11 protein-coding genes and 1 pseudogene are annotated in these 15,986 nt (G+C 57.5%); 4 read left to right on the forward strand and 8 right to left on the reverse strand.

Annotated elements, in window-relative coordinates:
* Positions 1–53: 53 nt before the first annotated feature.
* From EK373_RS32725 to EK373_RS32755, 7 genes are read right to left on the reverse strand one after another with little or no spacing between them, the layout of a single operon-like run.
* Complete coding sequence (locus EK373_RS32725; protein WP_129649578.1) at positions 54–866, reverse strand: SDR family oxidoreductase; 813 nt, start codon at positions 864–866, stop codon at positions 54–56.
* Between the two features lie 13 nt (positions 867–879).
* A complete protein-coding gene (locus EK373_RS32730) occupies positions 880–1,077 on the reverse strand; it encodes a hypothetical protein (protein WP_129649579.1) in 198 nt (65 codons plus the stop codon).
* Positions 1,078–1,129: 52 nt separating this feature from the next.
* Positions 1,130–1,375 carry a lipoyl domain-containing protein gene (locus EK373_RS32735; protein WP_129649580.1) on the reverse strand — a complete coding sequence of 82 codons (246 nt, stop codon included), beginning with the start codon at positions 1,373–1,375 and terminating at the stop codon, positions 1,130–1,132.
* Positions 1,376–1,392: 17 nt separating this feature from the next.
* Positions 1,393–2,394: an alpha-ketoacid dehydrogenase subunit beta gene (locus EK373_RS32740; RefSeq protein WP_129649581.1), complete on the reverse strand. Its 1,002-nt coding sequence runs from the start codon at positions 2,392–2,394 to the stop codon at positions 1,393–1,395.
* Between the two features lie 22 nt (positions 2,395–2,416).
* Positions 2,417–3,397 carry a thiamine pyrophosphate-dependent dehydrogenase E1 component subunit alpha gene (locus EK373_RS32745; RefSeq protein ID WP_129649582.1) on the reverse strand — a complete coding sequence of 327 codons (981 nt, stop codon included), beginning with the start codon at positions 3,395–3,397 and terminating at the stop codon, positions 2,417–2,419.
* A 28-nt stretch (positions 3,398–3,425) separates the two neighbouring features.
* The gene (locus tag EK373_RS32750) at positions 3,426–4,907 is read right to left on the reverse strand and encodes an aldehyde dehydrogenase family protein (protein ID WP_129649583.1); all 1,482 of its coding nucleotides are present in this window, start codon (positions 4,905–4,907) and stop codon (positions 3,426–3,428) included.
* 2 nt (positions 4,908–4,909) lie between these two features.
* Positions 4,910–7,066, reverse strand: a complete 2,157-nt coding sequence (locus EK373_RS32755) for a TonB-dependent receptor (RefSeq protein WP_129649584.1) — start codon at positions 7,064–7,066, stop codon at positions 4,910–4,912.
* Between the two features lie 313 nt (positions 7,067–7,379).
* Here EK373_RS32755 and EK373_RS32760 point away from each other — a divergent pair, with 313 nt between their 5' ends.
* The 3 genes from EK373_RS32760 (at position 7,380) to EK373_RS32770 (ending at position 12,116) form a co-directional block, all read left to right on the forward strand.
* Complete coding sequence (locus EK373_RS32760; RefSeq protein WP_129649585.1) at positions 7,380–7,817, forward strand: hypothetical protein; 438 nt, start codon at positions 7,380–7,382, stop codon at positions 7,815–7,817.
* Positions 7,798–9,789, forward strand: a complete 1,992-nt coding sequence (locus tag EK373_RS32765; protein ID WP_157994649.1) for a S9 family peptidase — start codon at positions 7,798–7,800, stop codon at positions 9,787–9,789. The genes EK373_RS32760 and EK373_RS32765 overlap by 20 nt, the downstream gene beginning before the upstream one ends.
* Positions 9,790–10,163: 374 nt before the next feature.
* Positions 10,164–12,116 carry a beta-L-arabinofuranosidase domain-containing protein gene (locus EK373_RS32770; protein WP_129649587.1) on the forward strand — a complete coding sequence of 651 codons (1,953 nt, stop codon included), beginning with the start codon at positions 10,164–10,166 and terminating at the stop codon, positions 12,114–12,116.
* 27 nt (positions 12,117–12,143) lie between these two features.
* Here the strand turns inward: EK373_RS32770 and EK373_RS34515 are convergent.
* A pseudogene (locus EK373_RS34515) lies at positions 12,144–12,578 on the reverse strand (transposase); the annotation flags it as partial.
* A 756-nt stretch (positions 12,579–13,334) separates the two neighbouring features.
* Here EK373_RS34515 and EK373_RS32780 point away from each other — a divergent pair.
* Positions 13,335–15,320, forward strand: a complete 1,986-nt coding sequence (locus EK373_RS32780; RefSeq protein ID WP_129649588.1) for an outer membrane protein assembly factor BamB family protein — start codon at positions 13,335–13,337, stop codon at positions 15,318–15,320.
* Positions 15,321–15,986 lie beyond the last annotated feature (666 nt).

Here is a 15,986-nt window from a genome sequence, read left to right on the forward strand (position 1 = left end):
CGTTCTTTGCTCTGTAACCGTTGAACACAGCCCCACTGCGCACAACAGTCGATCTACCGTCCCATCATAGACATGTGATAGGTATCACAATGCACCGTTCCCCCGTCAACAACAAGCTTTGCACCAGTTATGTGGCGCGAGTCCTGCTCGCAGGCGAGGAACGACACTGCTGCGGCGATGTCTTCGGGGCGGGTGAAATCTCCCATCGGAACGACGGCTTGGTCTTCTTTCAAGATCACATCGATCGACACCCCCCGAGAATGTGCGCATTCGATGGCCCGCCGCTCCCACATTTGGGTCCGAACGTTGTTTGGATGAACAGAGTTGCAGCGAATTCTCAACCGCTTCTCGACACAGTGTTGTGCAACCGACTTCGTGAGCTGCCGGACCGCCGCCTTGCTCGCTCCGTACGCGGTTGCAAACGGCGTGGCCAGGAGCCCCGCGATTGACGATATGTTGACTATGGAGCCTCCGCCCGAACCGGCAATCACCGGGATGGCAGCGCGGCAACCGAGGAACACGCCCTCGACATTAACAGCGAATATGCGTCGCCAGTCCTCGAGGCTGGTGCTCTCCGGGCTGACTCTGTCACCCGGTCCTAGGATGCCCGCGTTGTTGACTAAAATGTGCAAGCCCTGGTGTCGTTTCTGCAGGAACTGCATCGCGTCTCTCCAGCTTCCTTCGTCGGTGACATCTTGAAGGATGAAGTCGCACTTCAATTCCGTGGCTGTGGCCTCCCCCACCGAAGCCTGCACGTCAGTGATCACAACGCGCGCACCGTCAGCGATGAGGCGCGCCGCGATCGCCCTGCCAAGTCCGGACGCGCCGCCGGTGACCAGTGCGACCTTAGTGCTCAGTCTGCTCATGCTTGCTCCAACACTAGTAGGAAAGACCTTCGACAATCAGACTCTGCGTATCTATGGAAGCTGACGGATTGCAGATCCGTCGGCACTCATCCTTCGTTTGCTTCGCGTCGGCCGCCGGATACAACGCTTTCACTTCAGCGGCGACGGCACGACCCGTCTTGCCATCAGCGGTCGGACACAAAGTGCGGAACAGCTCGCTTTGCTGTGTCATGGCCGTGGCAACGGTAGTGAGCAGATAAGAGAGCGGAACAACAGTCTACGAATCAACCATCGTGTTGCTCGATCGTGCCGAGATCAGTGTTTACCAACGCAGTCTCACCTTCAGCCACAAGAATCTTGGTCAGACGGCCGCTGACCGGAGCGTCGACCGATTGACTCGCCTTGGCTGTTTCGATTTCCACAATGGGCTCTCCCGCAGCAACCGAATCACCTTCGGCTTTCAGCCACCGAATTACGGTTCCTTCATCGATGCCCATTCCCCACTTGGGAAGCACTATCGGCGTAGTCATGATTCCTTCCCTTCGCGCTAGATAAGTTTTTTGATTGCTGCAACGATCGTCGCCTTCCGCGGAAACATTTGCCCTTCGAGCGCGGGGCTGAAAGGGACATGCACGTCGCTCGCGGTCAGGCGCTGAATCGGCCTCTTCAAGTACTCGAAGCCTTCTTCTGCCACGATGGCGGCAATCTCGCCCGTAACGCTACACATGCGGTGCGCGTTCTCCACCAGCACCAGACGACCCGTCTTGGCCACTGATTCGATGATGGTTGCAGTATCCAGCGGTTTAAGCGTGCGCGGATCGATGACCTCAACGGAGATCCCTTCTTTGGACAATGCCTGCGCTGCATCGAGCGCCGGGCGCATCGCCCCTGCGATTGCCACCAGCGTCACATCCGTACCCTGACGCTTGACGAGCGCCGAGCCGAGCGGGATGAGGAAGTCCGGATCCGTGGGAATATCGGCCTTCAACGGCCAAAGTTTGGTGTCTTCGAACACCAGCACGGGATCGTCATCGCGAATGGCGGCCTTCATCAGCCCTTTGATGTCTGTCGGACTCGCGGGGCACACTATCTTCAGCCCCGGAATGTTCATGAACATCGGATACGGACGGTCAGAATGCTGCGCAGCCAGGGAGGCCCCATAGTACATGCAACATCGGAACACGATGGGCACGCTGATCTGCCCGCCCGTCATGTAACGCAGCTTGCTCGCTTGGTTGATTATCTGATCTGCTGCCAGGTACATGAAGCTTGCGATGTTGAGGTCCACGATCGGACGCAGGCCATTGATGGCCGCACCGATGCCGACACCCGTAAAGCTGCTTTCGGAGATCGGCATGCTCCAGATCCTGTCCGGACCAAAGCGTTCGACGAGCTTGCCACCGCCATAGATCGCTATATCCTCACCCATCATGATGACGCGCTCATCCCGCTCCATCTCTTCGACCTGAGCTTCAACCAGCGCGTCGAGATAATTCATTCGAATGTGGTCGCCGGCGCCGAGACCGCTCTTTTCCACTGCGGTGGACATGTTCCAGGACTCCCGAGGTTCGTTATGAAGGGGTGAGGGGCGTGCTATACATGAAGTCCGCCAGTGTATCCGGCGTGGGAAACGCGCTCTCTTCGCCGAAGCGAATCGCCGCCGCCAACTCCGCCCGCACCTCCGACTCAAGCTCGGTCAAAGCCGCTTCGCCAACGCCGCCACTCGACAGTGCCTCACGATACAGTCGGATCGGATCGCGTCTGAGCTTGTACTCCTCGACCTCATCAGGACTGCGATACGGCTCGCCAGGAACGATCAGGCCGACTTGATGCTCGTCGAAACGATAGGTCTTCGCTTCTATCAGAGTAGGACCCTCCCCGCGACGCGCACGCGCGACAGCTTCGCTGGTCACTCTGTACACCTCTCGCACGTCCTGGCCGCATACTTCGACGCCCGGGATGCCATATGCGTCGGCTCTTCTGGATATGCTCGTCTGGCCATGACTAAGTGCAATGGATGTCGTGATGGCGTATCCGTTGTTTTCGCAGAGATATACAACGGGCAATCTCCACAGTGACGCCATGTTGAGCGATTCGTGAAACGTACCCTGATTGACTGCACCATCGCCGAAGAAGCATAGGCTGATCTGGTCAATCTTGCGGATCTTGGCGCTGAGCGCACAGCCGGTCGCGAGCGGGATGCCGCCGCCGACAATGGCCGACTCGCCCATGATCCCAACGCTGCTGTCAGCCAGATGCATCGAGCCGCCGCGCCCCCTGCAGACACCAGTCTGCTTGCCCATCAGCTCGGCCATCAGCGCTTTCAGATCAGCGCCTTTTCCGATCGGATGCCCGTGCGAGCGATGCGTGCCCGTCATGACATCGTCGTCTCTCAAGGCCATGCACGAGCCGACGATAGCCGCTTCCTGCCCAATGCTCGCGTGGAAGGCACCGGGGATCTTCCCCGCGATGTACAGTCGCGTTCCCTCCTCCTCGAACATCCGTATGCGCAACATTCGGCGATACGTTTCCCGCTGGTGGCTGTCAAACATCAATGCTCCTGCATGACCTGAATGCCGCTCAAGCACCGATGAAGCTGATCGACTTGAGCGTCGAATATGATTCCAACCCTTTCAATCCGATCTCCACTCCGAAGCCCGAGGCCTTCTGTGGTTCCTGGCTCAATACGAAAACCTCACCGTCCTGCTTTCCGGACGTTCGTATCGAGACGCCACCCGCTTTGATGGCATGAGCGAGGCGCTTGCTGCGCCCCATGTCTCGCGTCCACACGGTCGCCTCCAGCCCGTAGTCAGTACCGTTCGCAAGCGCGACAGCTTCTTCTTCCGTGCTGAATCTCTGCACACAGAGGACCGGCCCGAAGATCTCCTCCCGAACGATGCGCATGTGAGGCTGGACGCGGTCGAACACCGTAGGGGATACATAGCATCCGCCACGTTCCTGGATCATTCCCCTGAGCACCGCACGCGCACCGCTCTTCGTTCCCTCCTCAACGTATGCCTTGACTCGTGCACGCTGAGCCGGACTGGCGAGCGGCCCGTCAATGGTTGCCTCCTTGAGCGGGTCGTCTGGTTGCCGCTGACTCGCTCTACGCACGATACTTTCCACCAGGGAATCGGCGATCTCTTCCTCTACGAGCCAGCGCGTATGAGCACTGCAAACCTGGCCTTGATTCCACAGCGCTCCTTCTACCGTTGCCGCCGCAACTCCCTCGATATCTCCGATGTCGGCGAATACGACGTGAGGAGACTTGCCACCGCACTCGAGCAACACCGGCTTGCCGTTGGACCGGCCCGACAACTCCATGATTTTTCGTCCCGTGCCGGTGGATCCGGTGAACGAGACCATATCGACGCCAGGATGCAGCGCCAGCGCTTGACCAACGGTCGATCCGAGGCCCGGCACGACGTTCAACACGCCTTCGGGGAGACCGGCTTCGAGTGCCAGCTCAGCCAGCTTCAACGCCGAGCTGGGAGCCAGCTCCGAGGGCTTGAGCACCACCGCGTTCCCCGCCGCCAGAGCCGGAGCAAGCTTCACGACCGCATTCACGACCGGAAAATTCCATGCGGTGATCGCGCCGATGACTCCTCTTGGCTGGTACGTGTTGAGCACGACGGTGCTCGAATTGATTGGAGCGGCCAGGCCCATCAACTTATCGGCGTACCCTGCCCAAGAGCGTATCAAACCGGGCGCGAACGTCTCCGCATCGAACAACGATGCGGTAATGGGCTTGCCCATCTCCAGAGTATCCAGTAGCGCCAACTGAATCTTGTTCTTCGTAATCAGCTCCGCGAGCTTGAGCAGAACCTCCATGCGACGAAACGGCGACACGTTGGACCAGCAGCCATCATCGAATCGCTGCCGTGCCACGCGCACGGCCTGATCGATATCCTGTGCGCATCCATTCGGGATATCGCACAGAGACAGCTCGGTCGCGGGATTCACGTTCTGGAAGACTTCCGTCGAGTCAGAGGGCCGATAGCGTCCACCTATGAACGGCTGAATGTTCCACTTGACGGTAGCCGACAGCTCGCTCCAGTCCATGTTTATTGACCACCAAAGCGATACTCAACCTGCAACCCGATTCGACGCGGCGGCAGGCGACGCAGATCATCGGGGTCACCACTGCTGCCATACTCGATCGTGCTGCGGCGATCGGTAATGTTTTCGCTGAACAGGGAAAGCTCCCAGTCGCTCGGCGAGCTGAGCACAATGCTGGCTCGAGCCAGAAGAATCTCGTCGCCCTCGGGTGGTTGGGCTTCGGTGCCCAGCAGAACGTTGCTACCGTTCGCAGACGTGTAATTGGCGGAAGTGGAGAACGCCCCGGTGTACCCGGACCTGCCAAGTGAAAACTTGTATGCAGCAGATAGGCTGGCCGTATATTCAGGGGAATGCCTCAGACGACTTCCCTTGGCGAATAGAACCGAGCCACCGGAGTAAATATCTCGATCGAATGTCAGGTCGTTCATGCTGAAGCCCGCAGCGACTTCCAGGCTGTCGGTGAGATGAGCATTGATCGCCGCATCGAAGCCGAAGCCACTTGCGGATCCGGCATTGGTGATAGCAAGGGCGTATGTGTCTTCGGCGAACGGCACCTGAACTCCCTGCTGAACGTCATTCCAATCCAGGTAGTAGACCGCGAGGTCGTAACCGAGTAAGTTGCCCCACGCACTACCCTTGGCGCCGATCTCGTAGTTGGTCAACTTGTCCGGGTTCGCCGGAGGCAAGCCGGGACGGGATGCTTGCACGATGACGTCCTGCTCGAATCCGCTGCGAAATCCGCGGCTGTAAGAGGCGTACAGCGACAGGTCGTCAGACGGGCGCCAGCTGACCGCAAAGCGTGGCGTAGTTGCATCGAATTTTTTGCTCGTGGCATCCACGGGCAGCGTTGGGTCGGGAAAGTGGATGTATTCTTGTTGCTCGACGCGGTCTCTGAAGTATCGAAGGCCTGCGGTAACCTCGATCTTCTTGTCGAACAGCCTTCGGGTTACCTGACCGAAAGTAGCGAATGACCTAGAACTGTCGAACCAGACGAGCGCCGGTACCAAACCCTCCGGCACGAAATCCTGATCCTGGGGATCCTTCGCGTCTCGATAGAACCCACCAAGCGACCACAACCACGCACCGCCTTCGTCGTAGCTCGCCAGCAGTTCCTCCGCGAAGACATGAGACTTGAACGTGCTGATGAGCCCGATGGGCTCACCCAGGCCGAATGCATCTCCCAGATCAGAGCTGTCCCTTCGCCTGTAATCAATGTAGCTGGTCCTGCTAGACAGCGTAACGATTGGGAAGGCGTAATCTAGCTGGAGACCATAGGCATCGAAGTCTTCCATGGACGACTCGTCGAGCGTGCGAAGGCGGCGGTCGAAGCGATCACTGGTTGGGGGCGCATTGTTGTCTCTGCGAGAGCTCCATACCGACGCCAACACCGAGAAATCGTCAGTAGGTTTTGCGGCCACTTTCATACGAAAGTTGCCGACGTCTGAATCGTTCAGATCCTTCCCCGCAGGTCCGTCGATCCAGCCACCTATGTGGTTGTAGCCTGCGACTGCACGCACCGCCAACTTGCCAGTGACAATAGGAACATTCACCGCCATATCGCCGCGGTAGCCGTCACCGCCGCCCTTGGTGCTCGAGAGGGAGGCCATACCCTTGGCTTCCAGCTCGTCCATATTGGGGTCGTTGGTCAGGATGCGCACCACGCCACTGATTGAGTTGGCTCCGTACAGGGTTCCCTGAGGCCCCTTCAGTACCTCGACACGGTCGAGATCGAACACCGTCGCATCCGGCACCATAGCGCTCTTGACGAAGCCGAATGGAGTGGAATCCAGATAGTAGCCAGTGGGTGAGGAGCCACTGAATGAGGAACCCGCCGCTGAAACGCCGCGCACTGTAATTGTCGTGCGGCCACCATCAAACATCGTCACGCCAGGTACACGATTCAGCGAATCAGTCAGGCCTTGAACCGTACTCTGGTCGAGCAGCTCACTATCGAGCACAGCGATAGTCATCGGTACATCCTGAAGGCGCTCCTGGCGCCTCTGAGCGGTCACGACGATCTCCTCGAGCGCTCTGTTCGGACGAGTCGGTTCGGGCGACGCCGCCGTCGCAAGCTCACTGACAACACATACGCACACAACGAAAGCAGCCGAGTTGGCCACCTGCATATGTAACTTGGTGTTTCTATTAGTGTGTGTAGCCATTGAAGCTTCCCCTTCCGAGCTGACGTGTGCGACGCAACTAACGAGTTGCGATCATTATTGTGTTGCAATCATCATTGTTATTGACTGGGCGAGACCAGCTCTTGTCCCGTCTATCTAGCGGTGGTCTGTGAATCATCTGCACAATAGCAATGGCCTCACCCGCAGATCTGTCAACCAAATTGGGTCGTTCCTCTCTATGTCGGCATGTCGGCGTCGCGCAAAAATGGGGCGTTGTTATGGAGGACCGTTATCGCGCCACACCGCCGTGGCTCTTTGTTTGTTCGGGCAGAAGGGAACGAGCCTCATACGAGCGATGAGCGCATTCGTCGCGCTTTTGTGCGTTTTGCAAATCAGCGTAGGGGCGAATATAAGAGCACAGCATTGCGTCGGCGTCGGGCATGATATGCACGCGCGACCGAACACGGACGAAATCATCCTCAGTCATCATGACCATGAGCCGGTGTCGACAGCCCCGATCATCTCCCGCTCGATTAGTAGTGCTACGCCCGTGCTGCTCGGCGAGCGGATTCAGCCCGGTACCTTCGTTGCCGCTTCGAACCCGGTTCAATCGATCGTGAGCAGATCGTGGACGAACGCGCTTGTTTGGTTTGCCGGACGGCTCGGCAATGAGCCACGCTCTTCAAATCGGTCGGAACTGCTGGAAGACCTTACTCCAGGCCAACTGATCCTCTCAAATGTCCTGCCGCTGTTCTGTTTATTCCAATCATCCAATGCAAACAGATATTCGTGACACAGATAACTATCGAGCGGCACAAGAGCTTTATGAGAGGTTGCGCAAACCCGGCACGCAAAGCATTACCGATGCCGTCGATATCAATGTCGACTCTGACGGCAGCAACGCCGTTTTCTCAGGCTTTCTCGCCGACACGCTGCACGGCTCGATACCCACCCGCATCTGCCAGATCAACCTCGCCTCGGGCGAGCAGCGAGTCCTGACGTTCGGCCCGAACTCAGATCGTCTTGCGAAATACGCCCCAAACGGCAGGCTGATCGGCTTTCTTTCGGACCGACTCGACCCCGGCAATTTTCAGCTCTATCTATTGGATCGAAGCACCGGGGTAGCACGCGCGACTCCGCAAGTTCCCGGCTGGGTAGAGTACTTTCACTGGTCACCCGACGGCACGCAGATTCTGCTCGGAGTAGCCGGCCATGGTGCGGATCTGTCCAGCGGACAAGGCGCTATAGCAAGCAAAAAGAGGGGAACAGACGCCCCGCCCTGGACGCCAATGGTTTTCACCGGCAATGAGAACTTTCGCTGGCGCAGAGCTTGGATCTACGACCTCGCGAGCGATAGTAATCGCGCAGTCGGCGCATCAGGTCTCAACATGTGGGAAGCGAACTGGTGTGGATCCGATCAGATTGCAGCTGTCGCGTCCACAGGTCCGGAGGAAGGCGAGTGGTACGGAGCAAGCCTGCACATCGTCAATACGCTCACTGCGAGGCACCGCTGTATCTATACACCCCAGTATCAGCTGGGCTGGCCTGCCGCGTCCGCGTCCGGAAGGCATCTGGCGATCGTCGAAGCTGTCAGCAGCGATCGCGGCCTCGTTGCCGGCAGCCTGCATATCGTTGAGATTGGAACCAACCGCATCTACAAGGTAGACACCAAGGGCGTTGACATTACTCACACTGAGTGGCGCTCTGATCGACATCTGCTTCTCAGCGGCCACCGCGGATTCGAAACGGTTGTGTGCATGTACGATCTGGAGGCAAGCGAGTGCGTCGAGATCTGGGCCAGCGCGGTTCTGTCGACCTCCGGCAACTTTGCCACGGTGTCTGGCATTGGTAGGACCGGCGACTGTGTGATCATCGGCGAGAGTTTCGGTTCCGCTCCGGAGATCGCTGTCATTCGGAGCGGCGAGTATCGGTCCATCAACTCGTTCGAGACTGCCCGTGCGGATACAGCTGACAGCATCGCCGGGGTTGATCGGTTGCAATGGCGTGCACCCGACGGCCTGGAGATACAAGGGTGGCTGCTGACCCCACATGCCAAGGGTCCCCATCCCGTGATCATGAACATCCACGGCGGTCCGGTGTTTCATTGGCGTCCTTCCTGGTTCGGACGCCGTACAGCACATCTATGGATGCTGTTGCAGAGAGGTTACGCGCTCTTCCTTCCCAATCCGAGAGGCTCATCGGGCCGTGGACAGACTTTCGCAAGCAGCGTGGTGGGAGAGATGGGCGGGGCGGACACCAGCGACCTTCTGTCTGGGCTGGACGCTCTCGTCGAGCAGGGGTTCGCGGATCCTCGTCGGCTCGGGGTGACTGGCGGCAGCTACGGCGGCTACATGACTTCTTGGCTCATCACACAAGACTCGCGCTTCGCTGCTGCTGTGACACTGGCACCGATCACCAATCATGTCAGCCAGCATCTCACTTCGACAGTGCCGCAGTTCGTAAAGCTCTTTCTCGCTGATAGCTATACCAATCCGGCCGGCAAATACTTCGAGCGCAGTCCCATCATGCATGCTCGCAAAGCCAGAACGCCGACGCTGAATATCTGCGGCGCGCTCGACCGCTGTACACCGCCGGAAGAGGCAGTGCAGTTTCACAATGCACTGCTGGAAAACAATGTTCAAAGCGAGCTCGTTATCTACCCGCAGGAAGGTCACGGTATTCGCACGTTTCCAGCGATCCTAGACTACGCCGCACGTCTCACGTCGTGGTTCGAAGAGCACATGCCGGCAACGCCTCCTCGTTGAGTCCCTTCGCTCGGAGCGAAACCCTGCCGAAAATTCTCGCGGCCTGAATGAGCCTGGCATCGTGAGGATCCACTCTCAAGCGCATAGAACCCGAGACACAGCAGAACGCGAATATTGAGCGATACAGGCGTGCAGGGACGATTGGCTTGGCCCCACGTCTCTGCTCGACCACGGAAGCCCAGGCTGGTGTGATTGGGGGGCAATCGACTCGGCCAAGGACATCTACTATGGCCCTCGAACAATTCTCAGCGATCCAGCAGTTATCCGTGGCTACATTCCACTGCATCACTTGAGAACCGAAGATTATCTACCGACTTTTCCGAACCAGAGGCGACTAAGCCTCATGGTACCGAGTACTTTGTGTTGGACAGTTCATGAGCTACACGTACGACACCAGATGCTTCACCCGACGTCAGTTCATGCGGATTTGCGGCGTCACAGCCGCAATCGCGCCACAAGGCATCCCGTTCGCCCTGTCTGCTGACTCTACGCCATATAACTCGGGACACGGCGCGCCGTTGCGAGAGTTCACTTACGCAGACGTGCAACTCGCACCTGGACCACATGAGACTCAGCTCGAACAGGCGCACGGGGTTCTCATGGGCCTGAGCGAAGACAGCCTCTTGCGCCCGTTTCGCTTGGCGGCCCAGATGCACGCGCCGGGAAACGATCTCGGGGGTTGGTATAGCAACCGGCGCTACCTGGGGGAAACCTTTGGTCAGTGGATCTCCGCACTCAGTCGCTACTATGGGGCCAAGGCCGACCAGTCCACCCTGGAACGCGTCGACAGCCTGATCAGCGAGTTTGCCAAGACCGTTGAACCCACCGGAAATATCTTTCTAATCAACGGAAACCCGGCCTATCTGCACGAGAAGCTCGTGATTGGCCTGAACGACGCGGCGCTCTATTGCCGGAACCGCGAAGCCAGGAACCTCTTGTCGAAACTAATGGACGCTTCACGTCCCGTTCTTGTGCTGAAGTCCTCGCCACATTTTTACGAAAGGACGCATCAAGCCGGCGAGAACTATAACTTTGCTGACACCTATTTCAAGGCGGGTCGCACTGCGTCAGATTCCCGCTATCTTGAAATGGCGAAACGAGATCTTGACGACGGATTCATCGAACCATTATCCCGAGGCGATAACGTTCTTGAGAATCGGCACGCTTACAGCCATACGAATGCGCTCTGCGGAGCGGCCGAAGCCTATCTGTCGCTCGGCGACCAAAAGTTCCTCAGGGCAGCGATCAATGGACTCCGATTCGCTGAGCAGCAAAGCTTTGCTACTGGAGCATTTGGTCCAGGGGAGTCGTTCCTGCCGAAGGTGGCATACGATTCTACTTCGCCAGTGACCGGCGAGGTTCGCCACTACGTTGCGATAGATACTCTAGGCGCCAGCCTCCTGCGTGAGCACGATCACTTCGAAACCGGATGCGGCTCCTACGCGCACATGAAGCTCACTCGATATCTCATTCGCATCACGAAGGATGCGCGCTACGGAGACAGCATGGAGCGCGTCATGTACAACTGCGCCCTGGGAGCTCTACCCATCCACAAACTCGGCAAGGCCTTCTATCAGTCAAACTATCAGAACGCAGCGACGAAGGCGTACTTCGATGGTTACGAAAACTTCGTGGAGGACGAGTGGCCTTGTTGTTCGGGTACTCTGCCCCAGCTCGCCGCGGATTACCGCATCAGCTCCTACTTCTTCGATGACGAAGGGATATTCGTAAACCTCTATATTCCGTCGACAGTTCGCTGGTCCAAGTCAGGGCGCCAGATTTGCCTCACGCAAACGGGAAGCTATCCGCTTTCGGACAAGATCACGCTAGTTGTCGACTTGGCCAATACAGAGACATTCACACTGCGGCTACGCATTCCGGAGTGGACGAGCTCGCCGTCACTCGTTGTGAACGGCACACGCGCGCGTGTTGAGCTGAAGTCGGGCACGTTCGCGGAGCTCCGCCGTCGCTGGCGCTCGGGCGATCGGATTGAGCTGACCCTGCCGAAGCATCTGCACCTGAAGGTTGTCGATGCGCAGCACCCGAATTTGGTGGCTCTTTGCTGCGGCCCACTTGTGTTGTTTGCGGTCGGAGCAGAGATTCCGAAGGTCGATCGACAACTACTGTTGTCTGCGAAACAAGTCGCCCCCGACGCACCAGAATGGCGTGCCGGAAACGTAAGACTCACTCCGTGGTGGCACATCGGCCATGAGACCTATACGACGTATCATGACGTAAGCGCGAAGCTGCCGGTTCCACCAATGTCGGCCAGTGATTCCGGCCCCGCGCCCTCCATCGATTCCGGCACATGCCGGCCGCAGTCCTAAGGGCGGTACATCACCTCGCGGCTGCGATCATGCGCATCCAGCCGCCTTCAGCACGACACAATGGCTGCTGGAGACGCTCTCGAAGATTGCCTCCGCCGGCATCAGCTCGTTAACTTTGGCGTGCCACGGATATGGAAGCTGACTGTTGGTGAACTTGGGAAGTTCTTGTTGGCAACGAAGCGAAGTTCGTGCCAGGGGCGCCGGCCGAATCGAATGACCAAGGCTCTTTAACCAGCGCTCACTTTCGACTTTGGATTCGTTGTACGGAAGCGGAGATCGGGCTTCGTGGATCCAATAACGTGCGGCGGTATAAGTCTCCGCGCTTGCCGCATCCCAGCCGCTTGGGTTCGCCGCCGGCAGAGTGCTGCCTGGTACCAACCCGAGCCATGCGGCAAGTTGTCTGCCAGTGCTGAACTGCTTAACGCCTTGGACTGAAGCAACGAGCGCGTTGGCGGTCAGCGGCGCGACACCTGCGAGATCTTAAGTCTTCGGCTAAACGCATTAAGATGCCAACGTCGACTCCGGCGCTGCAACGATTTCCTCGATGATCTAGCGATCTGAGCTAATCGAGCAGCCTCAAAGGTCAGTGCGCGAAAGGAACCAAGCAGCCATCCGTCGGCCGCATCCAGCAGCTTCGGCACGCTAGTTGTCAACGCGGATTGAATTGCCAGAAAAAAAAGCCAAAGAAGACTTGCCCCAACCGGATAGCTTTCCTTGGCCGATAGCAAATCGGGCGCCGCTTTAATTGGCTTGTAGCCCCTGGTAGCACTCGGCGCTGCGAGGAAGCAACCAGCCTGGATCGTTTGACGATCGGTGAGAACAATTCGCTGCACACTCGTCATCCATCAATGTGCTGAACCTTCTCACCAACCAGCCTAAACCTAAGCAGACTGTCACTGCAGCACTTCGAACGGCGGACCGCTTCGTCCGCTCAATGATTGATGTGATCCGATTCTTAATATCGCAATTCAGTGCGGTCCGCCCGGGCGCGCCATTCGATCTTATCTGTACGAGCATCAGAGGCAGCGTTACTTCGTATGGCCGAGACGCAGCCCACCGCGATACCTGCCGCCGCAGAGCCCCAGGATTGGGGGCGCACATTGATAATTGAGCGAATCTGCTTTCGGTATCAGTAATGAGTCCAGCCGGCAAGGACGCCACTTGCGTAACTCGATATCGGTCCAACAGGTTGGCTATTCACCATACGATCGAGCGAACATGAAGATAATCATTGGTGCATGTGCATCATCACTTCTTTTCATGTCCGCTGGCGCGCAAACCAGTGTGGATGGCCGCGCAATTGCTGACGAACAACGAGGCAACAACTGGCTCTCCTACGGGAGAACTTATGCAGAGCATTTCTTCAGCCCGCTGATGGGTATCAACGACCGTAATGTAAACCGTTTGGGCCTTTCGTGGTTCTTGGATCTACCAGGTCAGCGGACATTAGAGGCGACCCCGCTTGCCGTCGATGGAGTGCTGTACTTCTCTGGCACGTACGGTAAGGTCTTCGCCGTGGACGCAAAGAGTGGTCAGAAACTATGGGAGTTCGACGCCGCATCTGGTATCTATCGTCCTGAAATCTTCCGATTTAGCGGCAGCTTAGGGGGGCACCGCGGTGTGGCCTTTTGGCGCGGCAAGGTCTATGTCGGTGTTATCGACGGGCGTCTATTTGCTATTGATGCTAAAACCGGAAAGCCGGTGTGGAACGTGCAGACGTTCGATGAACCGAAAGGACGCAAGGCAATTTCCGGCGCTCCGCGCGTATTCAATGGCAACGTCATCATTGGCCACAATGGCGACCCGGGCGCACGGGGCTACGTGACTGCTTATGACGCAGAGTCCGGCCAGCTGCGGTGGCGTTTCTATACCGTCCCGGGTGATCCCGACAGGGGATTTGAGAATGAAGCGCTGGCTATGGCTGCGAAGACATGGGAGGGGCAATGGTGGAAGTCGGGTGGAAACGGGTCCGTATGGGACAGCATCGTCTATGATTCCGAGTTCAATCGAGTTTATTTCGGCACGGCAAACTCCATCTCAGAACGCTCGTCAGTCAGTACGCCCCCGAAGGGTGATAATCTATTTGTTTCATCGATCGTCGCAGTAGATGCAGATTCGGGGAAGTATGCTTGGCACTACCAGGAGAATCCGCGCGGTCACTGGGATTATGATTCAAACATGCCGATAGTGCTCGCCGATCTTCACATCGGCGGCAAACCCCGCAAGGCGCTACTACACGCGCCAAAGAACGGATTCTTCTACGTAATAGATCGAACTACCGGCAAAGTGATCTCTGCCGAAAAGTTCGCAAGAGTTACTTGGGCGGAGCGGATTGATCTCAAGAGCGGCCGTCCAATCGAAATGCCTGATCCTCCTGAAACGTGGCCTAGCATCCTTGGCGCCCATAGCTGGCAGCCCATGTCTTTCAATCCTGCTACACGACTTGTGTATATCCCGACCATGAACATTGGGTCGACATTCACTCGTGTAAAGTCCGAGGGCATCGCGACGATATTAGCATGGGATCCTGTAGCTCAGACTAAGAGGTGGGAGGTACGCCACGAGGACAGCTTATGGAATGGTGGCACAATGACCACTGCCGGGAACTTGGTATTTCAAGGAACGGGGCGAGGCCAATTTGTTGCCTACAGCGCCACAACGGGAGACAGGCTTTGGAGCTTTGATGCCGGGCTTGGTATTATCGGTACACCAGTCTCGTATGAGATCGACGGCGTGCAGCACATTTCTGTCTTGGTCGGATACGGCGGCGCAGTTGGTGTGCTCGGCAAGCGGTTCGACTACGGTTGGCGATATAACGAGCAGCCGCGACGTCTACTAACCTTCGCTCTGGACAAACAACTAGCTTTGCCAGTTCACAGAGCCCCCCGTTATGTGGTTCGAGCCGCAGATGACCCTACCTTCGTGATTGACAAGGAGAAGGCTGCGAAAGGTTCCGAGCTGTACGAGTCGGCGTGGTGCAGCCTCTGCCATGGCCCGAAGTTGGAGAACAACGGTTCGTTTGCACCAGACTTGCGTGAATCGTTTCTTGCGATGAACTGGGAAGCTTTCAGATCGGTGTTGCGAGACGGCTCACTTTCACGGGCTGGCATGCCGAAATATGACGATCTCAGCGAGCATCAACACTACGCGATTTTCATGTATGTTCGTCAGCGTGCACGCGAAGCAGCTCAAACACCCCCTTAGTTGTACCCATTATGATTTCATCTAGCAGTTGCCTCTGTGATGACGGCCCTCCGGGTCAGGTAAGTCATCAACTTCCGATAGGTTAGTCTGCCGTCTTCTGACGCCGCTATCGGCATCCGTCTACAAGCAGAAGGTCAACGCGCCGAACGACCGCAAAACCTCAAGTCCTCCATCGTCTTCGCGTGCTGTGGGCGTCGAACAAGAACGACAGACGCCCGTGCAACTTAACGCTCTTTGCTTTCGAGCCCTGGCCGATGCCATACAGATTGCGGCGGCCACGGCGCACATGACGGTGCCCCTAAATCATCTTCCCTGCCCACCGATAACGAACGGCCGATTGGCGCGGTCTCACATCGGTTGTTGTCCAACGGCGACCTCGCCGTGAGCTTCGATACAACGTGTAGAGCGGCTTTGCCGAGCAGGCCCTGACGCTCTGCAGGAGCACCTGTCATGCCTGCGCCATCAGCGAATCGCGCGCCGATCGGTTCGGGCAACTCGGCACTCACACGCAGCCATTCGATCAGCCGATCTTTGTCCCACAGTGCATGCTCGAGGGGATAGAACTCGCAAATGAAGCTCCGGCGATCATCGCCTGACTGTCGCTCGAACAGACGATCGAGGGTCGATCGCTACTCAGGCATTCTGCTTATGCACTCCTATGCGAAT

The sequence above is a fragment of the Peristeroidobacter agariperforans genome, assembly GCF_004138335.1.
Classification (GTDB): domain Bacteria; phylum Pseudomonadota; class Gammaproteobacteria; order Steroidobacterales; family Steroidobacteraceae; genus Steroidobacter; species Steroidobacter agariperforans.

What these genes read in the sequence shown, in the direction of transcription:
- EK373_RS32765 (WP_157994649.1), top strand. Translation starts at nt 7,798, where the DNA reads ATGCAAACAGATATTCGTGACACAGATAACTATCGAGCGGCACAAGAG.
- EK373_RS32740 (WP_129649581.1), bottom strand. Translation starts at nt 2,394, where the DNA reads ATGTCCACCGCAGTGGAAAAGAGCGGTCTCGGCGCCGGCGACCACATT.
- EK373_RS32725 (WP_129649578.1), bottom strand. Translation starts at nt 866, where the DNA reads ATGAGCAGACTGAGCACTAAGGTCGCACTGGTCACCGGCGGCGCGTCC.
- EK373_RS32770 (WP_129649587.1), top strand. Translation starts at nt 10,164, where the DNA reads ATGAGCTACACGTACGACACCAGATGCTTCACCCGACGTCAGTTCATG.
- EK373_RS32755 (WP_129649584.1), bottom strand. Translation starts at nt 7,066, where the DNA reads ATGGCTACACACACTAATAGAAACACCAAGTTACATATGCAGGTGGCC.
- EK373_RS32760 (WP_129649585.1), top strand. Translation starts at nt 7,380, where the DNA reads ATGAGCGCATTCGTCGCGCTTTTGTGCGTTTTGCAAATCAGCGTAGGG.
- EK373_RS32750 (WP_129649583.1), bottom strand. Translation starts at nt 4,907, where the DNA reads ATGGACTGGAGCGAGCTGTCGGCTACCGTCAAGTGGAACATTCAGCCG.
- EK373_RS32745 (WP_129649582.1), bottom strand. Translation starts at nt 3,397, where the DNA reads ATGTTTGACAGCCACCAGCGGGAAACGTATCGCCGAATGTTGCGCATA.
- EK373_RS32735 (WP_129649580.1), bottom strand. Translation starts at nt 1,375, where the DNA reads ATGACTACGCCGATAGTGCTTCCCAAGTGGGGAATGGGCATCGATGAA.
- EK373_RS32780 (WP_129649588.1), top strand. Translation starts at nt 13,335, where the DNA reads ATGAAGATAATCATTGGTGCATGTGCATCATCACTTCTTTTCATGTCC.
- EK373_RS32730 (WP_129649579.1), bottom strand. Translation starts at nt 1,077, where the DNA reads ATGACACAGCAAAGCGAGCTGTTCCGCACTTTGTGTCCGACCGCTGAT.